Raw genomic sequence first — 22,148 nt, 5'->3', positions numbered from 1 at the left:
AGAAATATAAGCACTGTCTTTGAACCCGATAACGCACTGTAACGTAATTAAGTAGGGCGTGTAATAAAACGCTTACGAACATGTGGTGATAAGGCGGCTACAGAGGCAAGTATGATCAAATTCCCTTACACAAATATTGAACACGCTGCGTGGGAAATAGACTACCTTGAAGTGCAATCGTACGAAATGAATGTGTACTTAGTCTATCTCACGGTTGGGGATAAAAGCGGTATGGTGTACGACAAGCTAGATAAGCCTATGCGTTTTTTTAGTACCAGTCATATCCGAGAAGCGTTTGCTCATTGCACGGTAAAAACCGCCGTGATGAAGCACGACTCACCCTATGACGAAATGATTGGTAACCCGCCTAAAAGCGCCGAGCAAATGGCGCTGCCATTCAGTATGGCATTGCCTTATTAAATCAGCGTACTCGAATTGCTCACTTTGCTATACCAGCCACTTTGCCGCGGCGTCTTGCATATTCACCCGCGCACCCAAGCGCTTTGCTAATAAATACAGGCCGCCTAGTTTTCGGTGAATAAAAAGAGCGTCAATAGGTGGCGTGTGCCAAAAATCATGTTCATTCGTTAATGCCATGCCTTTGTCATGCAACCGGGCGATAAGATCGCTCTTTCCAAAATCGTAGGCCCCCGATACTCGAATAGCTTCACAGGCCTCTAAACCTATATTCACCACGGCCTCTTGTTGTTGCTGGCAATGCGTTGCATGAATTAACCCAATATCTAAAGCCGCTTCGCGCATCATATCGGCGTTATTCAGTGCCGCGCTTTTTAACAGTTGCTGGTAGCCCTGTGCAATGTTGTCAGGGATATCGCGAGTGGCACCAAAGTCGAGTAATACCCAGCGCTGAGTTTGCGTATCGAATAAGTAGTTAGCTAGGTTAGGGTCACTTTGAAGTAACTTGAACTCAAAGATTTCTTGAAAGAACAACGCCATCAATTGGGTCATCGCTTGATCACGCATCTCTTGGGGTTGTGACAACAGCACGTCTGCAGCTTCTCCCTTTACAAAATCCATTGCCAGTACCGTATTAGTGGTGAGTGACTCGTAAACCTGGGGCACAATAAATCGGCTGGGAGCCTCACTGCTAGCTTCATCTCCTAGTACATTCTCGCTATCGGCATGGCTTAGCGCTGAGCGGTAGCGGGTAAGCATGTTAGCTTCGCGGCTATAGTCGGCTTCTTGATGTAATTGTTGCTTGGCTTGTTCAAGTAGCGGTTGTATGTCTAGGGAAGACGGGACTAACCCGGTGAGCTTAATAAGCGTAGCCACATTATCCACATCGCTATCAATACTTTTTTTCACACCAGGGTATTGCACCTTAATGGCGAGTGTTACGCCATCAAGCGTAATGGCTTTGTGTACCTGACCAATAGAGGCTGCGGCCACGGGGGCAAATGAAAAATACAGAAGCTTATCTTGCCAATCGTTTCCCCACGCTTCATTTAACACTTCGACGAGTTGTGATTTTGGCATGGGATCGGCGTCGTCTCTTAACCGCGCCAGAATATTCGCCAATTCGGGAGGGAGGAAGTCGCCCGTATCCATAGAGATAAGTTGGCCAAGTTTCATGGCGGCGCCACGCATACTGGCTAACTCATCGGCAATGTTGGCGATGTTTTTGGGGGTTAGCAGTAAAGAGGATAAGGCGGGCTTTTCACCTTTTAACCATTGTTCGGCACCCTTAGCGACTACATTACCCGCCACTTTGGTGGCGAGAAATCCAAGCCTGCTCACTCGACCTAGTCGAGATGAAGGCACCGCTTTTGTGGGCCTAGCTGCTTTATCATCCTGCGTTGTATTAGGGTGACTGGCGTTAGCGTTAAATTTATCCGTCATGGGCGGGCGAAATACCTTGTTGTCGACAAATGGCTAGATGCAAGATGCGCCTAGTTCGATTTACCTAGTGTATACGCCAGACATTTATTGTTGGATGAAGCGGATAAAAAGTTTAAATAAGCTGTGAAACGAGTTGAAGCGTAAAACCCACTACGCTGCCTATGGCAAAACCAATCCAGCCGCTGTGACTTAAGTAACGGGCTAGCGATGCGCCAAAGATTCCGCACCACAACATTGATGAATAAGTTGCCACCATTCCTTCACCTGCACCACTATTAGGTAAAAACAGCATGGAAACAAAAGTGAGTGCCATGGCACCGCTTAAGGTAACCCATATACTATTTTTGCGGTTTGAGAATGGAGCTTCAGTTGTATTCGTCGCCATAAAATCGTCGTCTGTTCGATAATCCTACAGTTACGTTAAATGACAAATCAAAGAAAGGAAATAAGACTTCAGGAGTAGAAAGCCAGAAAACCATAAGGGGCGGGAGGCGCCCGCACCTTACAATTATTTAATGATCACTATTAATGGTGCTCGCTGTTAAAGCTAACTTCAAGCAAGGTCACGTTGTCGGTAAAGGTAAGGGTCTTAAGAGGCCCGTTACCTTCTACGTTGATGGTGTTAACTTGTGAAGGCCATAAGTCACGAAGTGCATCATGACGTATTTTAAGCCCTTCTATCTCAGGTGGTTGAGCCGTTTCTTGATAAACCCAAAAGTGCTTACCTTCTACTTCAAAACCCACTTGGGTTAACGCCAAGGGCACTTCTTCGCTGTTTAACAGCGCGAAGTGCTTACTCACATAGTCAGCGAAATCTTGCTGAGTCTTAGCATCATCCATAATGTCAGCGTGCTTATCGAACAGGGCTTTCACAGCGTGCTCTGCATCATGCAAATTAAAGCGGTGCATTACTTCAATGTTTTCTGTTCGTGGATTAAACAGTACTGTGGTAATAGCCGCTTTAATTTGGTGTGCTTGTGCGGTACCCGCGAAAAAACCAAAAACAATAAGACACAGCGCAAATAAGCGCTGTGTCTTACGAAAAGCCGATAACTTACTTGTCATCGCTTTCCTCGTCATCATCTGTCTTCAGCTCTGTTTTTACATCATGCATTAAATCGCGGTACTCGTAAGTGCTGCGAGGCTTAGACTTATAAGCTTCAATACGTGATGGAATAATACGACGAGGGTAATGGTTATTTTCCACGTCTACATCAGCGGTTTCCCAGTGTGGGTCAACGGTTACGCTAACTAGCTCTTTGTCTTTATCCGTCACAATAAGCTTGCTAACGGCTTTTGGTGTACGGCGCCAAATTTCAGCAGGAATGCGCATTTCTTCCGTAGTACCATCAGTGAAGGCTAGCTCTAGGATAATAGGCATAACCAAACCACCTTTGTTACTGAAATCCAGTACGTAGTAGTTTTTGTCTTCACGAACAGCACGTTCAAACGCTTCACGTTCCCAAGGTTCAAGTTTCTTTAAGAAACTACGGTACTTGTTACGCTCTTTGTTGGTTACAGTGTAACGGTCGTTTTCGTCATAGAAGTCGCTGATATCTTCAAAACGGTCAACCCAAAGCTTTTTACCTTCTTCTTTGTTACGAATATCGGTAAGTGATTTAGGTTTGTCCATTTCAGCTTCGCGCTCACGGGCGAAATCAATATCTGGGTCTTCTGTATTTAGACGCAACTTGTATACGCTGTCTAAGCTAATGTCTACGTGATCAGTGGTGTAGAACCACCCACGCCAGAACCAATCAAGGTCAACACCCGAAGCTTCTTCCATAGTGCGGAAAAAATCGGATGGCGTAGGACGCTTAAACATCCAACGTTGTGCATATTCTTTAAACGCAAAGTCGAACAACTCACGGCCAAGAATGGTTTCACGCAAAATGTTTAATGCTGCTGCTGGTTTTGTATAGGCATTAGGACCTAAACGTAAAACCGAGTCAGATTGCGTCATAATAGGCACTTGAGTCTGAGACTTCATGTAGCCTGTAATGTCACGAGGCTCAACACCCCATGGAATGGTTGGATCCCATTCACGACCAGCAACACCATCTAGGAAGCTGTTGAGGCCTTCATCCATCCAAGTCCATTGACGTTCATCAGAGTTTACCGTCATAGGGAAGTAGATATGCCCTACTTCGTGAATAACAACACCAATAAGGAAACGCTTTTCTGCCAATGAATAGGTACGAGAACCATCGTCACGAAGCTCGGTGCGTGGGCCGTTAAAGGTAATCATTGGATATTCCATTCCACCTACTGGGCCGTTAACTGACTGTGCAACGGGATAGGGGTAGTCGAAGCTGAAGCGGCTATACACTTCCATGGTATGGATAATCGACTCAGTAGAGTACTTCTGCCATAGCTCTCCGCCTTCTTTCGGGTAGAAAGACATGGCCATAACAAGAGGTTGAGTGTCTCCACCTTGTTGGTAACCACGGGCATCCCAAGCAAACTTACGTGACGACGCCCAAGCGAAATCACGGACGTTTTCTGCTTTAAAACGCCAGGTTTTTAACTTAGATGTGCCTTCTTTTTCGTTTTCAATGGCTTCTTCTGGCGTGACAACAAAAACAATACGGTCAGCTTTTTCTGCTTTTTTAAGGCGATCACGCTGTGTTTTTGTTAGTACGTCTTTCGGGTTTTGAAGTACGCCTGTAGATGAAACAATGTGATCAGCAGGAACGGTGATGTCAACTTCATAGTTACCGAACTCTAGTGTGAACTCACCACGGCCAATAAATTCTTTGTTGGTCCATGCTTCATAGTCGGTGTACGCCGCAAGGCGCGGAAACCATTGTGCTAGCAAGAAGATATCATTACCACCTTCGCGCTCATCATCAGGGAAGTGTTCATAACCTGCACGGGCAGATACGGCATCTTCTTCAACAATGTTGAATGCAAAATCGATATCAAAGGTAACTTTCTTACCTGGCTTTAATGGTTTGGCTAAGTCAACACGCATTAAGGTACCCACTACTACGTGATGTAGGTCGGTGCCTGATTTGTTTTCTACACGAGAAATGGTGTAACCCAGTTCGTTGTCTTCAACGAATTGCTGACGGCGTAATGCACCCATGCTTAGCTTGGCTGGGGCGCTTCCACTTGCAGATTGCGTCGCTGGCCCACGGTTGCCTATACCACCAAAGGTGGTGGTAAGCGCGGACATCGAGTCGTCACGGAATTTGTTTTGATCTAACTGAATCCAAAGGTATTTCAGTGTATCTGGAGAATTGTTGTGATACGTAATGGTTTCACTAGCTTCAATTCGACGCTTGTCTTCTAAAAGTTTAACGTCAATTTTGTAGTCAACCTGCTGCTGCCAATATTCATGGCCAGGTTCACCAGCAGCATTACGGTATACATTAGGGGTAGGTAAAACTTCGTCTAGCTGACGGAATTTATCTTCAAAGTCGCCTTTTGTTTGTTTTATTGCGGCGCTTGTGGGAAGACATATCAGCATAGACAGAACTGGCGCTAGCCAGAAAAAGTGTCGTTTGTGCTTGTTCATGCAGTTTCCTTGCAACATTGTAAATTAGAATTGTTATACAATAACAATCTTTAGTATATAAGGGTGGATCGGTGAATCCTAGTTTTTGATCGTAAACTACCCCTGTTTTAACGCAAAAAATCTGTAACATTTCTTTTGTTTCATGATTTAACTGTCGTATTCTTATTCCACTTTTATTTATTTCCCATCGCCTATGAACCGTTTTACCTGGCAGCGAGCTGTCATTAAAGTGGGAAGTGCGTTGATAGCCCCCGATGGCGATCAGTGCAGTGCCCGTTATATTTTAGATTTAGCGCGTTTTATTACAGCCAGTCGCCGCGCTGGAAAAGACGTTATTTTAGTGTCGTCTGGCAGTGTGGCCGCGGGTCGAAGTAAAGTAAAAGTCAACCACAATGCTTCTATTGCTGAAAAACAGGCGATGGCCGCTATTGGGCAGATGCAGATGATGGCGAATTGGCAACGTTTCTTCGACTTCCCCTGTGCGCAAGTGCTTCTTACGGCAGATGATTTACGTGATAGAACCCGTTACGTGAACATTAAAAATACCCTTCGAGAAATTCTTAACCACAAAGCCATTCCTATTGTAAACGAGAATGACACCGTGGCGGTGAACGAGCTTAAAGTGGGAGACAACGACAATCTTGCCGCTTATACCGCGCTCGTCGCCCAAGCTGATACGCTAATTATTTGTTCTGACATTGACGGCCTGTATACGGCCGACCCCCGTAAAGATGCCTCCGCCACTCTGATCCCAACCGTTGAGCATATCGATGAAACCATTTACGCATTAGCCGGGGGCGCTGGTACTGCCGTAGGTACAGGGGGAATGCGCACAAAAATTCAAGCAGCAGATAAAAGCACCACCAGTGGCATTCAAACCCTCATTGTTAATGGCAAAAAGGCCGACACCTTCGATAGCTTGCTGAAAGGTGAAGTACTAGGTACGTTGTTTAAGGCCACGCAAACACCGAAAAAGGCACGACGGCTTTGGTTGTCTCATACGTTAAAAACCTGTGGCACTATTAACGTGGATGAAGGGGCAATGCGTGCACTTGTAGAAAAAGGGGCTTCATTGCTTCCCTCGGGTATAACCGGGGTTGAGGGGACATTCAACCAAGGGGATGCCATAGAAATATGGTGCACTGGAAAGGTGTTGGCGAAAGGGTTATCACTTTACGACAGTAGAGATTTAGCCCTTATTAAAGGAAAAAAATCGTCTCAGATTGCTGATGTGTTAGGGTATGAAACAGCCCATGTGGTAGTTCACCGAGACGACCTCGTGTTACTCAAATAGCAAAAGGGAAGAAAAGCCTACGATGACTGACATAACCCCATCGCTTAGCGATTATCCTTATCACGTAGAAATTGCCACACGTTGGCAAGACAATGATGCCTACGGCCATATTAACAATGTGATGTATTACAGCTTTTTCGATACCGCGGTAAATCGCTTTTTAATTGAAGAAGGTGGCTTAAATATTCACAAAGGCAATATTGTGGCCTATGTGGTGAGCAGTCAGTGTCAATACATAACGCCAGCCTCCTACCCAGAAACAATCTTTGTCGGCGTGCGGGTCATTAAGGTAGGTAGAAGTTCAGTCACCTACGGATTGAGTGTTTACGCTGGGGAAGCCAAGCGGCGAGTAGCGCACGGTCAATTTGTACATGTTTTTGTTGAACGTTTGTCTGACAAAGCGGTGCCTATTCCTGTGAATACCAAAGAAGCGTTAGCGGCTATTTTTGACGAGAGCATTGAGAATGTCTAAGTGGCGTAGTGTCTTTTTAGATGCAGAAACCCTTGGACTCGACTCTCTCGATACCCGCGCGCTCAATCAGCTTAATTTATCGCTGACATGTTATCAGCAGACGTCTGAAGCAAACTTGCTAGCACGTATTGCTGACGCAGACATTATATTGGTCAACAAGGTGCAATTAGAGGGCGCCAGTTTATGTCATGCGCCGCACCTAAAGTACATCGGGGTGACGGCCACGGGCACCAATAATATCGACCTGGAGTACTGCAAGACAAACGGCATTCGTGTTCAGAATGTGGAAGGCTATGGTACCGATAGTGTTGCCCAACATACCCTCATGTTGTTACTGAATTTGGCCACGAATTTCAGCCAGTACCAAAGGGATATAAAGGCGGGACGCTGGTCGAAATCGCCTCACTTTTGTTTGTCCCAGTACGACGTGATGGAGCTTGCGGGAAAGCATGCCGTTATTGTGGGGCACGGTGAACTGGGGAAGCGAGTAGAAGGTTTATTTGAAGCATTGGGAATGCAAGTGAGTATTGCCGCGCGCCCTGGAAACCCTAATGACACGCGGCCTTCATTAAACACACTGTTACCTAAGGCTGATGTGGTTTCCTTACACTGCCCGCTTACCCGTGACACCGAGAAGCTCATTAACCGTGACACTTTATCGTTGATGAAACCGACCTGCTTTTTAATTAACACCGCCCGTGGTGGCCTTATTGATGAAGCCGCACTCCTTCAAGCATTAAAAGCTCAGACCATTGGCGGCGCGGCATTAGACGTATTAACGGTAGAGCCTCCACCTGAAAATCACCCATTGATGCAAGCTTCGTTGCCTAACTTATTGATTACTCCCCACAACGCCTGGATAGCCAATGCGTCACGCCAGCGTTTACTTAATAAAGTGGTGGAGCATCTCGCTGCATTTATCGCTTAACGAGGGGCTTACTGTCACAGTGCATTGATTTTCTTGTTTAGCTCATAGGCGGGCTCTGTCACTATGGCTTCAAGCGTCTCAATGCGCTGGGTAAGGGCATCAATTTTCTCATCTTTTTCCTGTATGCATGCCTTTAGTGTTTTGGTTTCTGAGGATATGAAGGGGTTATCGCATCGTCCGTTCAACCAATCATGCAATCGCCATTGAAATTTTGCATCCAAATAACATGCGATGAGCGCAATGGTGGCAATACCGCTAAATAACATTAAAAGGCTTAGTGTCGACATTTGGTTATCCTCATGCTGTGGTAATGAACTCAGTGTGTGTTCGGATTTACTAAGCTAGTCGCTGATACGAAGAAAAAATTACAGTGACTTTCTGTTTAGATGTAATTTTTTATTCAACGCGCAGACTCTAGTAAGCAAGCGGTCAATGAAAACAAGAATAGGCAAGGCGTAGAATCGAAATGATGTGCTGCGCCAATCGGTTAGTGGTTATGGGGAAATGGAACGTTGGGCCAAGGGTTTGAGGATGTATTTGCGCAATACGGCGCCTTACTGGGTCGTGTTGCAAATAGTTATGAAGCCAATGAAGCAATGCAGCAAGAACTCTTACAAGAGATTGCTATTGCGGTTTGGCAAGGGTTGTCGCGATTTAAAGGTGATAGCAGTGTGAAAACCTATATTTTAAAAATTGCGCATAATAGAGCGGTGTCCCATGTCGCCAAGCAAGTGAAGCGCGTAGATACCCATCCCTACGACGACCAAGACAAAGGCGCAGAAGCATACGTGAGTCAACAATGCTCTCCTGAGATCTCCATCAGTCACCATCAGTCACTGGGGCAATTACTCAATGCGGTACGTGGGCTGCCCGTTCAACCAAGGCAAGTACTTACCTTGTCTTTAGAGGGGCTTAGCTACGACGAAATTGGGGATGTTTGTGGGTTAACTAAAAACCACGTGGGTGTCATTTTAAAACGAGCAAAGCAACGTATTCTGCAGGAGGTATCTAATGTCTGAGCAAGTGCACACCGAGTTATCATCGCTGTGGCAAGCGCAAACTGTGAACGACATAGACTTGGCGGCAGTGAAACAAGGCTTTATGAGTCAGCGGAAAAAGCAACGGCTTTATATGGCTGTTGATATCGGTGCTTTTATTCCAGCATTGTTCCTGCTTTATCACTTTTGGAGCGAACTGTCCTTTACTGTGAAGGCGGTGAATCTTACTGTTGGTGTTATTGCATTGCCGCTATTAATTTATCAGCTATGGCTTAGGCGTGTTGCCGCGTTTTCACGAAATGTGTCAACCTTGGATCACTTGGACGTACTGACCAAACAAATTAAAAACAACGTACGTATCGCCATCATTACCAAACACTCTACATGGATTTCAATGGTGTTGGTGATGCTAACCATGGCATTGCAGTATGTTGTTGACGATGTGAGCACATCGAAGTTGTCCTTTATGTTTGGGGTGCTTGCCGCGACCGCCTTTATCATGGGGGTGTGGTATATTTGGGCAGCAAAAAGAGAACAGCGATTTAGGCGTCAATTAGATGGGCTGAAAACCATGCGAAGCAGCCAATACTAAGGGGATACACTATGGCCAGCAAACGAACGCTGGCTTGCCATAGTGATGCTCTAGGCCGATTAGTGACTACTCGTTTTTACTGTCGTCTTGTTCGGCCTCGTTATCGCTATCCGGCAGTACCTGACTTTCCCCTAAGAAGAATTCGTAATATAAATCTAATGCAAATTCTGATTGATCTTCAATGGTGGTTTGCACGGCTTCTAAGAATAGGCGAGGCAAAAGTTGATAGCGTAATGCTAAATCCGGCGGGTCTTGTCTACGTCTGAGTGTAGAGCTGGTGTCATTGTTACTTAATCCTACATCCACATTGTATTCTACAGAAAGGCGTTGATTAATTTGCCCTGTTACGGACAGTTTTGACTCGTTTGTACTTAAACTAAAATCATCAATACCTAGCGCCTCACCCACTTGACCGGTCAAGGTTTTAGTATTAGATAGGCCAAGGCCTAAGAGTATGGCTCCATAGTTAGGGTCTTGACTACCAGAGGAGGCATCTGCGCCTTGCCCAGTAAGCAAGTACGACAAAACGTTTTGTTGATCCATTGCGGGTTCAGAGAACAGGTTGATGCTGGGCGCATCTGCTGCCCCATCAATACGAATACCGGCAATAACGTCATCGTCGGTTTTATCGGGGTCTCGAATAGCTTCTACCAGCAGTAAAGGTTGGTCTAGCGGGCCATTAAATTGGATTTCACCGGTTTGAATCACCAATTGCTGGCCATAGGCGCTATAAAGGCCATCTAGAATTTGCAAGTCGCCAAAGCCCACCAGCGCGGGTTGGGTATTCACTTTTACGCCACCATACAAACTTGCACTTAGCCCAAAAGCCTCAAACTTCACTTCTTTGGTTTTGGCCTTATCAATATTCACCATGACAGACGCATGTACAATATCAAGTGGCTCTTCTTTTGGCGGTTCACCTCGAAGATGAACATCTTTGGAAGGAGAAACCGCACTTTCTGGCAGTGACTCCACTTCGATTCTTGCCCAAGGTATATTCACACTACCGGTAATATCTACCCGCTCAGCGTTAGCGTTCACTGTAATATCGGGTGACACCCGCAAGCGCATATTAGGCTGGCGAACTTCAAATTTACTGCCTTTAAGGTTGAAGTTAACCGACGGCGTATCTTGCCAACTTAGGTTGCCATTAAGCGCGCCTTCCCCGCCACCAAGAATAAAGCTGCCATTGAAATCTGCTTGTTGATTATTTAATACAATGCGTTGTTGCCAGTTTTCCAACGAGACCGGTGTGTCTTGAATATCAATGGCTCCGTTGTTTATTTGCATTTCACCATTTAGGGTAGGAGAGGCTAAATTTCCGCCAATATCTACTTCACCATTGAGCACGCCCGTTAGGGTGCGGATGGCCGGAGACAAAGGCTTCAGCGGCGCAACATCTATGTTCTTGAGCGTCAATTGGCCATCGATGTCTTTTTCTTCGCCCAGTACATTGGCGTTAAAGTTAAGCTCGGCCTCGCCTAAGTCTGCACTGGTGATCAGTGACTGCGATTGTAACTGTCCTTGCTTAAAGGTACCTGTGGTGGTGATGTTATTAACCCTTATAGTGAGCGGGCGTGAAACACCCAACTGCCAATCTGCAGAAGAAAGGGAAACATCAAAAGTGGCGTCAATAGGGTCTTGCGGGGCGTATTGCCCTTTCGAATTAAAAGACAAAGTTGCTTTAGAGGGCGCTGAGACAATGTCTGGGGCTAGCTCGTTTGCCCACAGACCAACCGGTAATGCCTTGGCAAACACGTGCCATTTCGCTGTATTGTCTTGGTAATGCACAGCATCGATGCACAGTTCGCCATTGCCCCGCGATGCCCAACAATGGCTACTGACATCGGCTTTTAGTGGGCTGGTACCTACTGATAGCGCAAAAGGGCTGGTTAACTGCCATTCAGTATTTGCCAGTTTTAGTGCGCTACTTTCTAGTTGCCCGCGCCAAACGTGGTTTTGCCATTGTCCTTTTAGGCGAATGTCCGCTTCATGATCTGGAAGAATGAGGTTTACATTAAGGGTGTGGTCGGTATAGCGGCCACTTATTTCTAATTCACCGTTTAACGGCCCTTGCTGTGACAAGGGAGCTGACAGTTGGCTAGCGACGTTAATATCGTTAAAGGCCAGCGAGCCAGTTGCATTGGGGTTGTTCCACGGGCCTCTGGCAACCACATTTCCCTTTATCGTGCCTGATACATCAGGGTACAAGCTTGAAATCGCAGCAACATTAACGTGGATATCTGCATTTAAATAGCGATTGTTTAGCACCTGTCCGGTCACAGCCACTTCGTTACTGCCCTGCTTCATGGTGAGGTTAGCCACCGCTAAATCGTTTGATCCTGAATACACAAACGCGCCAGCCATAGACAACGGCTTTTGCTGTAATCGCCCTTCTACGTTTAAGTTGCGAATACTCATTTCTAATCCGGCTGGAGACCATTGCATAATGCTTTCGAATTGCCCTGATAGCGACTCTGGGGCATAAGGTGAAAAATCAGTAGCAGAAATTTCGGTTAGTTGAGTTTCACCTTCCCAGAATATAGCGTCACCAAGGTGCAAGGTGCCTGTATTACGTAAACTCCCGCCTAGGGCGCTAACCTCGGCTTGATTGACGAAAATATTTTTCCTCTTCAGCACCACATCAAGCGCCACTGGGACATTACCCACATCAGGAAGGGTAGCTCCCCCGTTTCCTTTAAGTAGGTAATTACCCATGGTGCCTTCTAGCACCACCTCGCCGTCATGCAAGGTGCCCCCTTTCAGGGTGGGGATAGGTTGTGTTTGCCAGTTTGCAGAAAAAGAAACGGGTAACTGGTCACTTAATAGGTTTGTGTTTAACGACAACACACCATTAAATTCACCTTCGGTGGAAGCCTCTACTGTCAAGTCATCAAGGGCGCCAGAAGCGCTTAATTCAAACACCTGTTCTTGGGTGTTATCGCCTAAGTAACCTTCGCCCTGTAGATCTATTTCAAGGGGGAAATTTGCAGACAGTGTTGTGTGAATGTTGCCGCTTACCTTTCCGCGCGGGTGGGATAGATAGAGTGACCGTAACACCAGCTGGCTCTGTTCAAACGACAAAGCGTCGAAAGATACAACCTGTAAGGTTTGAATCTCATCAGTATCGCCCTTTTGAATGAGTGTTGCTTGAGTCATTTCAAACCCGTTGATACTGACCGGAATAGGGCTACTTAATGTGGGTAACTGAGGCGCAGAATACGAAAGAGAGTAACGCGTCGGAAGTGTGGATGTTTTGGGTGCGGCAGTTTCTTCCTCTTGGGTGAGTAGCGTCACAACCACGGTGTCTAAGGCAATTTCATCAATGCTAATCTCACGATCGCCTTGCACTTGGGAGAGCGCAAGGGTGCCGATGCTAATGGTTTGGTCGGGTAACGTAAGGGTAAAGTTCTCCATGTTGCCCTGCGTTATGTCGATGGGCAGCGGCAAACTAAAGGGGGCATTGCTCTTTTGGGGTTGCGCAGGGGCAGAACCTAGTTGTGTGACGGTCAGCCCGTTTATGGATATATTATTGATACACACACGGGGCTCAAATAAACAGCGCCACGTGGCATCTAAGTCTGCTTTTTCTAGATGTACATGCCATTGTTCATTGCGGTAATCTACTTGTTGAAACGACAGCGAGTCAGCTAGCCCGCCCTCCATTTTTTCAACACTGAGACCAGCAACAAATTGATTCGCAATAAGCTTTATCATTGGGCCGGCTAATGGGCTAATCAGTAACCCGTATATCAGAACCAGAAGAAAGACCGGTGTCAGTAAAATAGCCGTAGTGGTACGCTTCCTCATAGTTCAGGCCCCAACATCAGGTGCAGTCTCCAGGTGGTTTCGTCTGGAGAAAAGCCCCGGGCCACATACACGCGAACAGGGCCGATTGGAGACAACCAATGAAAGCCCGACCCGACACTGTAGGTGAGTGAAGTGCTCGTATCGTTTGTTGCAGTGCCTGCATCGGTAAAGGCGGCCACTCGCCAATTTTCAGCCACACGGTAAGCGTATTCTACGCTTGCGGTAGCCAGGTATTTTCCGCCAATGGACTCAATGGAGGTTTCCCCCGTTTCAGGGTCGGTAACTTCGTCTTTAGGTGAAATATCTCTGTATTCAAACCCGCGAATACTCTGATCGCCCCCAGCATAGAAACGAATAGACGTTGGTACCTGGGAGAAGTCGTTGGCTTTTATGGCGCCGATTTCAGCGCGCACGGTAAAGCGGTGATTCTCGTTGAGCGTATGGATAAACATGCCTTCGGCAAAGGACTTAACAATATTAATATCTGAACCGGCGTTATCTCTACCAACTTGGGTAGAGAACTTAAAGTAGCGCGCGAAATTAATGAGTAAATCGTTATCCTTCTCAAGATAATTAATGGCGTAGCCGGGCATGATGAGCGAGGTCGTGGTATCAATTTCATCGCCTTCATTGTAGGTTTCTTGCAAGTAAGTGATTGAAAAGTCGTGCTGCCAAGGTGATTCGTCATATTGCCAGTAGCGATGGGCAGATAGCGAGAGCGTTTCACTTTCTATGGATGTATTGGTGTAATCAATGAATTGATAACCGGCTTCGATACTGACGTAGTCGCGGGTAATATTGCGTCGTGGAATTCGGTAGTCTGCAGTAATAGACTGCTCTGGTGCAGAGATAAAGATATCCGCACTCACGGAGTGGCCTTTGTCGTTTACCCACGGACGCTCCCAACCTAAACGTACCCTAGGGCCCGTATCTGTTGCTGCGCCTACTGACACATTAAACGCGTCTTTTGGTCTATGGGCGAGTGAGACCTCAATGGGCACCAATAAGCCCTCGGCTTCACTGACGACGGGCCGCGCGATAACTCGGTTAAAGTAACCAGACTGATTTAGTTTGCGATTAAAGTCAGTCAAAGCGGCTGAAGAATAGGGCTCGCCTTCTGAAAAAGGGGCTAGCCGTTGAATTATGTCTTTTGCTTTGTCTTCGCCGACAAAGATTAAAGGGCCGAATTGATATTGAGGGCCACTTTGCGCAATTATTAGAATATTGGCTTCTTTGTTTTCGCGCACTAAATCTAAGCGGGTAGCCTGCCAGTGAAAGTCAAAATATCCGTGGGATAACGCATAGTTAAACATAGAAGACTTAAATGAAGTGTATGTAGGCTGGTGAAGTACATCGCCTTGCTTGAGGCTAAACCCATTAAAGCGTTGCCTAAACGCTGGGTCGTCTCGCCCCTTACCGATAATCTCACGAGTGACATTTGCCACAATGAGTGGGCTGTTAAGTGTGACGGTAACAACCACTTTGTCGTTGCCGTCAATAGTAATTTCAGCGTCGCTGTTGTAATACCCAAAGGGCTCAACGGCCGTGCTTATTGTTGATTTAACTTCATCTTGCCAAAAAGGGTCGTCCAAAAGGGCAGTTTCAACGTCTAGGTTATTAAGATGCAGGCGAATATTGTCCTTTATAGCATCTTGCTTTACGCCTTTTATTGAATAGGAAATTGCGTAGACATTTAACGGTAAAAGAATAAGAAACGCACTCAGGAAAATAGGTTTTGCTAAAGAACAAACGGAACGACACCACGAAATAGTATGGGTGTAAGTTATAATGTAGAACGAAGATAAGTGCGGTGGCATCTAGAAATGCAATTCCTTCTTGCGCAAATAGTGAGTTCGGTCAGTGAACATCGCTTGTGGCGATGCAAATGCTACAGGTATCAACAATGATATCGCGTCACTTCATGATAGCACATCCCTTCCTAAGCCCTAGCCTGCTAAGGTCAGCAAATTAAACGTTGCGACGAAGCCAATTTCCCTGTGTTACCCGCTTTTTAGTTATTACCCCCTTATTAGGGATCAACATCACGTAAAAATTTACAAGATCACCGTAACGGGGCCAATTGACTGGTGTTAGTTTTTAACGAAGGTTTCGATAGAATGACTTCAATCAAAAGAAACCGACACGCGTTTTTTGAAGAAATGGATGCTTTTCTATCTAAACATCTTAAATAAAAAGCAATTTATTACTTATGTAATACTTAGCTAGGTGCAATGCGCCTAGGTCAAACCGTTGAGGCCGTTAGTTAACACGACAAGTGGTTGTATTACTGGCGGCTTTTTGCGCTAAATTGCGTTAAAATCCTCACCCTTATTACTGCCTTAGTCATCCAGCATTATGTCACTTTACGTAAAACTCTGGGCAGCCTTCAATTTCGTTATGTGAGACCTTATGTCAAATATCAGTGATAAATCTGTAGAACAAGCACGCCATGGCACACGTCCGGTGTTAGGTTTGATTGAGTTTGTCGCATTAATGGCATCACTGACTTCATTGGTTGCCCTCAGTATCGACGCTATGCTGCCGGCATTGTTGCAAATTGGCGAGTCATTAAATGTAGAAGAGGCGCATCACACCCATTTAATTGTGACTTTTTTCTTTGTAGGGATGGCTTTGGGTCAAATGTTCTTTGGGCCATTCTCAGATAGTCGCGGTAGGCGACTGACCATCTTAGTCGGCTTGTGTATTTTTGCGTTAGGCACCTTTGTATGCATGTCCGCTACTAATTTAGAAACCATGTTGGTTGGCAGAGTGATTCAAGCATTTGGCGTATCGGGCCCGCGAATAGCATCTATGGCGATTATTCGAGACCTTTATGTGGGGGACGCCATGGCGCGGGTAATGTCATTTATTATGATGGTGTTTATTCTTGTGCCTATGTTAGCCCCCATTATCGGACAAACTGTGATGGACTTATCTTCATGGTTCCATATTTTCACTTTGTTCTTAGTGGTTGCTTCGCTTACCGGGGCTTGGTTTTTCACTCGACAAGGTGAAACACTGCCACGGAGTAAACGTAAACCGTTTTCAGTACAACAGTTCATTGCTTCATCTCGCTTTATTCTTACCCACCCTGAGGTAATGGGGTACACCTTTGCTATGGCGTGTATATTTGGTGCGTTTCTGGCGTACTTGAGTGCGTCTCAAACCATTTTTCAGGTGTTTTATAATGTAGGAGATATGTTTCCCTATATTTTTGCAACCTTAGCGTTTTCCATCGGCCTTGCCTCTTACTTCAACGGTAAAATGGTGATGAAGTTTGGGATGCGAAGACTATGTCGCTTTGCCCTGAAAGGGGCAAATGGGTTTGCCTGTGTCTATTTGGCGTTGTTACTCATCTTCGATGGCTTGCCACCTTTATGGTTAACGGTTTCTACTATGTTCGTGGGGTTCTTTTTTGTGGGAATTCTGTTTGGTAATTTGAATGCCATGGCTATGCAACCTCTTGGCGAAATGGCAGGTTTAGGGGCGGCTATTATTGGCTCTTTTTCTAGCTTGTTCTCAGTGCCAATTGCGCTTTTTGTCGATAGTTTTTTGGCGGGAAATTTGCTGCCAATAGGCTATGGTTTTAGCGTGTTTTTTGCGTTGTCTTATGTTGCCGTGCGCTTTGCGGAAAAAGTGCGTGAAGGTCACGTATAAGCATTAGGCATAAAAAAGCCCGACCAAAATGGTCGGGCAAGAGGGCTTAGTTAAGCACCTAACGACAGAAACTGTCCTAACCTATAATGGCTTTCATGTCAGTCATGTAGCCACGTAAGGTTTTACCTACCGATTCCACACCGTGTGAACGGATGGCTTCGTTAATATCTACAAGGCGCTTGTTTTCTACTTGGTTAGAAGTAGCTGACAAGCCTTTGCCGATAACTGAAGTATCAATAGTAGGCATAAACTTCTCGCGCAAAATTGGAATGGCTGCGTTAGCAAACAAATAATTACCATATTCTGCGGTATCAGAAATTACTACGTTCATTTCATACAAGCGCTTTCGCGCGATTGTGTTTGAAATTAGTGGTGTTTCATGTAGTGACTCGTAGTACGCTGACTCAGGTAAAATGCCTGCTTCAACCATCACGTCAAAGGCCACTTCTACACCACATTTGATCATGGCAACTAATAGAATGCCGTGGTCAAAAAACTCTTGCTCGCTGATTTCGCCTTCATAAGTGGGGGCATTTTCAAACGCGGTTTCACCGGTTTCTTCGCGCCACTTAAGTAGATTTGCGTCGCCGTTTGCCCAATCTTCCATCATAGTGCGAGAGAACTCACCGCTGATAATGTCGTCTTGGTGCTTTTCAAACAACGGACGAAGTAAATCTGTTAGCTGCTCAGAAAGCTCAAATGCCTTCACTTTTGCAGGGTTTGAAAGACGGTCCATCATGTTGGTAACACCGCCAATCTTAAGTGCTTCAGTAATCGCTTCTAAGCCATACTGAATAAGTGCACCTGCATAGCCTGGGTCAATACCATCATCAACCATTTTTTCAAAAGCAAGCACCGCTGCAACTTGTTGCATACCACATAAGATGGTTTGCTCACCCATAAGGTCAGATTTCACTTCAGCCACAAATGATGACTCAAGTACACCTGCGCGGTCACCGCCTGTTGCACTTGCTAGTGCTTTGGCTTGATCCCAACCTTTACCTTCAGGGTCATTTTCTGGGTGTACAGCAATCAATGTTGGTACACCGAAGCCACGCTTATATTCTTCACGTACTTCAGAACCTGGGCTTTTCGGCGCACACATTACCACGGTAATGTCGCTACGAATTTGCTGACCCTCTTCAACAATGTTGAAACCGTGAGAGTAGCCCAAGGTAGCCCCTTTCTTCATAAGCGGCATGACGGCTTCTACTACGCTAGCGTGCTGCTTATCTGGGGTTAAGTTGTAAACTAAATCAGCTTCAGGAATAAGATCCTGATACGTGCCAACGGTAAAGCCGTTGCTGGTAGCACGTTTGTAAGAGTCTCGTTGCTCATCGATCGCTGCTTGACGCAACGCATAAGAAACATTTAACCCTGAATCACGCATATTTAGACCTTGATTAAGACCTTGCGCGCCGCAACCTACGATTACGATTTTTTTGCCTTTTAAAAACTGACAACCGTCAGCAAATTCTTCGCGTGCCATGAAACGGCAGCGGCCTAATTGATCTAGCTGCTGGCGAAGTGACAGGGTGTTGAAATAATTAGCCATAAAAATTTCCGAACAACATTCATTTTCGTCATTATCAACGTCCAACCGTGGCGTTGATTACCTCGTCTATGACGACTTGATGGAGAGATTAAGGGATTTATTTTGTTTTGGAAAATGATATATTTGCAAGATAATATTGCAAAAAGTGAAATGCTATGGATTTTCGTAGTCTTCAGTTGTTTAAGCACCTTGCCACAAGCTTACATTTCGGCGATACCGCTGAGGCAATGTATGTTTCCCCATCTACGCTAAGCCGCGTGATACAAAGGCTTGAGGACGAATTAGGGTGTACTCTGTTTAAGCGAGACAACCGCAAAGTGGCATTAACCCACAGTGGTCATAAGTTGCTGTCTTTCTCTACGCAGGCGTTAAAGGATTGGCAACAATTAAAAGCAGATTTAAAAGAAGATACGGAAGCGCTGCAAGGTGAGATTAGTCTTTTCTGTTCAGTCACCGCTAGCCAAAGCCACTTACCCGCCATTTTACGGCAATTTAGACAGCAACACCCCGGTGTGGATATCCGCTTAATAACAGGTGACCCGGCATTGTCTATTGAAAAAATTAAGCAGAAGCAATGTGATCTGGCAATAGCCATTCATACGCCTGATTTGCCCACTGATTTGTACTTCTCTCCACTCGACAATGTACCTCTAGTGCTTATTGCGCCGAGAGAGTGGCGGCTCACCCAATTGGCGCAAATAAACTGGACACAACATCAAGTGATTATGCCTGAGCATGGCCCTACCCGACGTATTGCTTACCATTGGTTTGCCGAACATGGTGTTAGGCCGAATGTGTACGCATCAGTGGGGGGCAATGAAGCCATTGTTAGTATGGTGGCGTTAGAATGTGGTATTGGTTTTGTGCCCAAAGTGGTGCTTGATCACTCGAGTATGGCAAGTCTCGTGACCCAGATTGCTGTAGAAGATATAGAGCCTTATGCGCTAGGTCTATGCTGCCTGCAAGATAAGCAGCAAGAACCGCTTATTGATGCATTTTTGAAGCTGGATTTTATACCTCGTGGTTAATGACTGCTTAACTGTTTGATTAAGTTGTCTAAGGCCCGATAGCCCAATGCTTCACTTAAGTGCGGCCGAAGCACCTGTGTTTGCCCTTCTATATCTGCAATAGTGCGTGCTACTTTTAACGTACGATGAAACACTCGCATAGAAAGATTGAGCTGCTTGGCTGCTGCTTGTAAAAATCGCAAATCGGTATCGTTTAGCTGACATAAGGTAGCGAGTTCCGCGCCACTAAGCTGAGCATTGGTTTTTCCTTGGCGTGTCAGTTGTAGAGATTGGGCATCCATAACCTGTTTTTTTGCCTGATGAATGGAATCATCGTGTTGTGAAATCGGTACCGACAAGTCGTAGCTAGCAAGCCTGGGAACTTCAACTTGAATATCGATGCGATCGAGCAATGGACCAGAGAGGCGATTCAAATAATTGAGTTGCTGTTGAGGCGTAAGCCGGTTGTCGTCAATATCGCCAGTGGGACTGGGGTTCATTGCTGCAATTAATTGAAAGTTAGCCGGATACGTGGCGCTTCCTGAAGCGCGGGATATATGTACATCACCGGTTTCAAGGGGCTCCCGCAGCACATCCAATGCTTTTCGCCCAAATTCAGGTAATTCGTCTAGAAACAGAACGCCATGATGAGCTAGCGAAATTTCACCCGGAATCGGGTGCGAACCTCCGCCGGTGAGGGCTACTGCAGAACTTGTATGGTGAGGCGAACGCATGTTTCGTGTTTTGAAGTTTGTGGGTTTTATGGTTTCGCCTTTTACCGAGTGTATCGCGGCAACTTCTAACGCTTCTTGTTCTGACAACGGAGGGAGTAAGCTAAGTAGGCGGCTGGCTAAAAGACTTTTTCCTGTACCTTGAGGGCCTACCATAAGTAGATTATGCGCGCCTGCGGCCGCAATGATTAGGGCGCGTTTGGCCTGTGCTTGACCTATTATGTCATCCCAGCCCTTAATCTCGCTAGCACGACTAGGTTCTTTATAAGGCTGCCCTTCTTGTAAGCGTGTGTTTTTGGCGAGGTGCTCGTAGACTGAGAGTAAATCAAACGCGGGAAAGCGCGTGGCATAAGAAACCATGGCAGCCTCTACATCATTTACCCCTGGAAAAATAAGCGGCAGCCCTTCATGGGCGCTGGCCATTAAAATAGGAATTAATCCGCCTACGGATTTTATTTCGCCGTTTAAGCCTAGCTCACCCACTAAGGCGATATCGTATAAACAGGTATCAGGAAGGTATCCTGAAGCCACTAATATACCTACGGCAATAGGTAAATCGAATCGTCCGCCGTATTTAGGAATATCCGCTGGCGCGAGGTTGACCGTAATTCGCTTGGCGGGAAAGTCAAACCCACTGTTTATTAATGCACTGCGTACGCGCTCGCGAGCTTCTTTGACACTGGTTTCTGCCATGCCCACCAATTGAAAGGCAGGCAAACCGTTTGCCAAGTGTACTTCTACTGAGACCTCTGGGGCAGACACACCCTGCCCTGCGAAGGTTTTTACAACTGCCATACTCATTAACAACTCTCCTTAATAAGAAGAGTAATGTATGTAAGTTGGGCGTCAGTTAATACTGTACTTCGGATGGTATTTTAGGGGGTAACCCGTTTAATGCTCTCTATTAAATACGGGCATTTCCCAATGCCATCGCATGGCACCTAGGCGAAAGCATACGGTGGTGGAGAGTGCAGCAATACCACACCATTGGGTGGCAAAACCAAAGTAGGCTGCTAGGCCATACACAACGCCGCCTACTATGCAGGTGGTCGCGTAAAGTTCACCGTGCAATACCAAGGGAACTTCTCGGCAAATGACGTCTCGCAATAGGCCTCCGAAAACCCCGGTAATGGTGCCCATAGCAATGGCTACCGCAATACCGGTGTCGTTGGCTAATGCTTTTTCAATGCCGACTACGTTAAAAAGCGCTAAGCCAAATGCGTCTGCAATAAGCAAATAGTGATAAGGGAATCTAGGGCTCACTCGCAACCAAATGATAGGAATAAAAGCGGCAATTAATGTGGTGTAAAGGTAATCGGTGTCGGCAATCCAAAAGACGGGAACATCTAGCATCATGTCTCTTAGTGTGCCGCCGCCAATTGCGGTGGCACTGGCAAGTACAATAACGCCGAATCCGTCCATTCGCTTTTGATATGCCATTAAGGTGCCTGAGATGGCGCATACTGCCACACCCGCCAGATTCGCCCAATGAAACCAATCTATCATCTTATTATTTACCGTTTTCTTCTTGTTAATTTGCCCATAGATATAGGCGAAAGGCCGCAAAATACTTGATTTTGGCCCTACTTTCATGCTATTTCTTGCCGTTACAATACAGACGTTAAAAAGCGCACTGTAATTTCAGGGTAAAAGCCATAAGCCCTAATGAGCAACCATTCATTTAAGTAATAGCAAAAGGACGCTGTTATTACTCGTCAAATTAG

18 protein-coding genes are annotated in these 22,148 nt (G+C 46.0%); 8 read left to right on the top strand and 10 right to left on the bottom strand.

Features of this window, described 5'->3' with window-relative positions; genetic code table 11:
* Positions 1 to 111: 111 nt before the first annotated feature.
* Entirely contained in the window at positions 112 to 420 is a 309-nt protein-coding gene (locus IUA53_RS19905) for a DUF6482 family protein (protein WP_196897690.1), read from the top strand.
* A gap of 27 nt (positions 421 to 447) precedes the next feature.
* Here the strand turns inward: IUA53_RS19905 and IUA53_RS19900 are convergent, their stop codons facing one another.
* The 4 genes from IUA53_RS19900 to IUA53_RS19885 form a co-directional block, all read right to left on the bottom strand.
* Positions 448 to 1,860, bottom strand: a complete 1,413-nt coding sequence (locus IUA53_RS19900; RefSeq protein ID WP_196897688.1) for an ABC1 kinase family protein — start codon at positions 1,858 to 1,860, stop codon at positions 448 to 450.
* Positions 1,861 to 1,972: 112 nt separating this feature from the next.
* Positions 1,973 to 2,245 (bottom strand): hypothetical protein, encoded by a 273-nt coding sequence (locus IUA53_RS19895; RefSeq protein ID WP_044058569.1) that lies wholly within the window; start codon positions 2,243 to 2,245, stop codon positions 1,973 to 1,975.
* Between the two features lie 140 nt (positions 2,246 to 2,385).
* Positions 2,386 to 2,925 (bottom strand): DUF6702 family protein, encoded by a 540-nt coding sequence (locus IUA53_RS19890; RefSeq protein WP_231401208.1) that lies wholly within the window; start codon positions 2,923 to 2,925, stop codon positions 2,386 to 2,388.
* On the bottom strand, positions 2,915 to 5,380 hold the full coding sequence (locus IUA53_RS19885) for a M1 family metallopeptidase (protein WP_081869543.1): 2,466 nt from the start codon (positions 5,378 to 5,380) through the stop codon (positions 2,915 to 2,917). Before IUA53_RS19885 ends, IUA53_RS19890 begins: the two co-directional genes overlap by 11 nt.
* A gap of 193 nt (positions 5,381 to 5,573) precedes the next feature.
* Here IUA53_RS19885 and proB point away from each other — a divergent pair, with 193 nt between their 5' ends.
* The 3 genes from proB to IUA53_RS19870 are packed head-to-tail and all read left to right on the top strand — an operon-like array spanning position 5,574 to position 8,074.
* Positions 5,574 to 6,674 carry a glutamate 5-kinase gene (gene proB, locus IUA53_RS19880; protein WP_196897686.1) on the top strand — a complete coding sequence of 367 codons (1,101 nt, stop codon included), beginning with the start codon at positions 5,574 to 5,576 and terminating at the stop codon, positions 6,672 to 6,674.
* Positions 6,675 to 6,696: 22 nt separating this feature from the next.
* A complete protein-coding gene (locus IUA53_RS19875; RefSeq protein WP_044058567.1) occupies positions 6,697 to 7,146 on the top strand; it encodes an acyl-CoA thioesterase in 450 nt (149 codons plus the stop codon).
* The gene (locus tag IUA53_RS19870) at positions 7,139 to 8,074 is read left to right on the top strand and encodes a D-2-hydroxyacid dehydrogenase (protein ID WP_196897684.1); all 936 of its coding nucleotides are present in this window, start codon (positions 7,139 to 7,141) and stop codon (positions 8,072 to 8,074) included. The genes IUA53_RS19875 and IUA53_RS19870 overlap by 8 nt, the downstream gene beginning before the upstream one ends.
* 14 nt (positions 8,075 to 8,088) lie before the next feature.
* Here IUA53_RS19870 and IUA53_RS19865 read toward each other — a convergent pair whose 3' ends face one another.
* Positions 8,089 to 8,361, bottom strand: a complete 273-nt coding sequence (locus tag IUA53_RS19865) for a hypothetical protein (protein ID WP_196897683.1) — start codon at positions 8,359 to 8,361, stop codon at positions 8,089 to 8,091.
* A gap of 225 nt (positions 8,362 to 8,586) precedes the next feature.
* Here IUA53_RS19865 and IUA53_RS19860 point away from each other — a divergent pair, with 225 nt between their 5' ends.
* Positions 8,587 to 9,093, top strand: a complete 507-nt coding sequence (locus IUA53_RS19860; protein WP_196897682.1) for an RNA polymerase sigma factor — start codon at positions 8,587 to 8,589, stop codon at positions 9,091 to 9,093.
* Entirely contained in the window at positions 9,086 to 9,664 is a 579-nt protein-coding gene (locus IUA53_RS19855) for a hypothetical protein (RefSeq protein ID WP_196897681.1), read from the top strand. Before IUA53_RS19860 ends, IUA53_RS19855 begins: the two co-directional genes overlap by 8 nt.
* A gap of 66 nt (positions 9,665 to 9,730) precedes the next feature.
* Here the strand turns inward: IUA53_RS19855 and IUA53_RS19850 are convergent, their stop codons facing one another.
* Together IUA53_RS19850 and IUA53_RS19845 are read right to left on the bottom strand one after the other, a co-directional pair.
* Positions 9,731 to 13,474: a translocation/assembly module TamB domain-containing protein gene (locus IUA53_RS19850; protein ID WP_196897680.1), complete on the bottom strand. Its 3,744-nt coding sequence runs from the start codon at positions 13,472 to 13,474 to the stop codon at positions 9,731 to 9,733.
* Positions 13,471 to 15,291: an autotransporter assembly complex protein TamA gene (locus IUA53_RS19845; protein WP_196897679.1), complete on the bottom strand. Its 1,821-nt coding sequence runs from the start codon at positions 15,289 to 15,291 to the stop codon at positions 13,471 to 13,473. Before IUA53_RS19845 ends, IUA53_RS19850 begins: the two co-directional genes overlap by 4 nt.
* 592 nt (positions 15,292 to 15,883) lie before the next feature.
* On the opposite strand from IUA53_RS19845, the gene IUA53_RS19840 reads away from it, so the two are divergent.
* Positions 15,884 to 17,131 (top strand): multidrug effflux MFS transporter, encoded by a 1,248-nt coding sequence (locus IUA53_RS19840; protein ID WP_052364490.1) that lies wholly within the window; start codon positions 15,884 to 15,886, stop codon positions 17,129 to 17,131.
* A 76-nt stretch (positions 17,132 to 17,207) separates the two neighbouring features.
* On the opposite strand, the gene ilvC is transcribed toward IUA53_RS19840, so the two are convergent.
* Entirely contained in the window at positions 17,208 to 18,686 is a 1,479-nt protein-coding gene (gene ilvC, locus IUA53_RS19835; RefSeq protein ID WP_196897678.1) for a ketol-acid reductoisomerase, read from the bottom strand.
* A 155-nt stretch (positions 18,687 to 18,841) separates the two neighbouring features.
* On the opposite strand from ilvC, the gene ilvY reads away from it, so the two are divergent.
* Positions 18,842 to 19,714, top strand: a complete 873-nt coding sequence (ilvY, locus tag IUA53_RS19830) for an HTH-type transcriptional activator IlvY (protein WP_044058560.1) — start codon at positions 18,842 to 18,844, stop codon at positions 19,712 to 19,714.
* Here ilvY and IUA53_RS19825 read toward each other — a convergent pair.
* Positions 19,711 to 21,225 carry a YifB family Mg chelatase-like AAA ATPase gene (locus IUA53_RS19825; protein WP_044058559.1) on the bottom strand — a complete coding sequence of 505 codons (1,515 nt, stop codon included), beginning with the start codon at positions 21,223 to 21,225 and terminating at the stop codon, positions 19,711 to 19,713. The genes ilvY and IUA53_RS19825 overlap by 4 nt on opposite strands.
* Before the next feature lie 90 nt (positions 21,226 to 21,315).
* Positions 21,316 to 21,930: a trimeric intracellular cation channel family protein gene (locus tag IUA53_RS19820; RefSeq protein WP_044059151.1), complete on the bottom strand. Its 615-nt coding sequence runs from the start codon at positions 21,928 to 21,930 to the stop codon at positions 21,316 to 21,318.
* Positions 21,931 to 22,148 lie beyond the last annotated feature (218 nt).

This window comes from Alteromonas sp. B31-7 (genome assembly GCF_015767655.1).
Classification (GTDB): Bacteria; Pseudomonadota; Gammaproteobacteria; order Enterobacterales; family Alteromonadaceae; genus Alteromonas; species Alteromonas australica.
Note: the sequence above shows the minus strand (reverse complement) of the source record. Positions and strands in the feature narration are given on the sequence as shown.

Bases quoted from the DNA above. Each gene is read 5' to 3' on its own strand.
- IUA53_RS19905 (WP_196897690.1), top strand. From the start codon at position 112: ATGATCAAATTCCCTTACACAAATATTGAACACGCTGCGTGGGAAATA.
- IUA53_RS19900 (WP_196897688.1), bottom strand. From the start codon at position 1,860: ATGACGGATAAATTTAACGCTAACGCCAGTCACCCTAATACAACGCAG.
- IUA53_RS19895 (WP_044058569.1), bottom strand. From the start codon at position 2,245: ATGGCGACGAATACAACTGAAGCTCCATTCTCAAACCGCAAAAATAGT.
- IUA53_RS19890 (WP_231401208.1), bottom strand. From the start codon at position 2,925: ATGACAAGTAAGTTATCGGCTTTTCGTAAGACACAGCGCTTATTTGCG.
- IUA53_RS19885 (WP_081869543.1), bottom strand. From the start codon at position 5,380: ATGAACAAGCACAAACGACACTTTTTCTGGCTAGCGCCAGTTCTGTCT.
- proB (WP_196897686.1), top strand. From the start codon at position 5,574: ATGAACCGTTTTACCTGGCAGCGAGCTGTCATTAAAGTGGGAAGTGCG.
- IUA53_RS19875 (WP_044058567.1), top strand. From the start codon at position 6,697: ATGACTGACATAACCCCATCGCTTAGCGATTATCCTTATCACGTAGAA.
- IUA53_RS19870 (WP_196897684.1), top strand. From the start codon at position 7,139: ATGTCTAAGTGGCGTAGTGTCTTTTTAGATGCAGAAACCCTTGGACTC.
- IUA53_RS19865 (WP_196897683.1), bottom strand. From the start codon at position 8,361: ATGTCGACACTAAGCCTTTTAATGTTATTTAGCGGTATTGCCACCATT.
- IUA53_RS19855 (WP_196897681.1), top strand. From the start codon at position 9,086: ATGTCTGAGCAAGTGCACACCGAGTTATCATCGCTGTGGCAAGCGCAA.
- IUA53_RS19850 (WP_196897680.1), bottom strand. From the start codon at position 13,474: ATGAGGAAGCGTACCACTACGGCTATTTTACTGACACCGGTCTTTCTT.
- IUA53_RS19845 (WP_196897679.1), bottom strand. From the start codon at position 15,291: ATGCCACCGCACTTATCTTCGTTCTACATTATAACTTACACCCATACT.
- IUA53_RS19840 (WP_052364490.1), top strand. From the start codon at position 15,884: ATGTCAAATATCAGTGATAAATCTGTAGAACAAGCACGCCATGGCACA.
- ilvC (WP_196897678.1), bottom strand. From the start codon at position 18,686: ATGGCTAATTATTTCAACACCCTGTCACTTCGCCAGCAGCTAGATCAA.
- ilvY (WP_044058560.1), top strand. From the start codon at position 18,842: ATGGATTTTCGTAGTCTTCAGTTGTTTAAGCACCTTGCCACAAGCTTA.
- IUA53_RS19825 (WP_044058559.1), bottom strand. From the start codon at position 21,225: ATGAGTATGGCAGTTGTAAAAACCTTCGCAGGGCAGGGTGTGTCTGCC.
- IUA53_RS19820 (WP_044059151.1), bottom strand. From the start codon at position 21,930: ATGATAGATTGGTTTCATTGGGCGAATCTGGCGGGTGTGGCAGTATGC.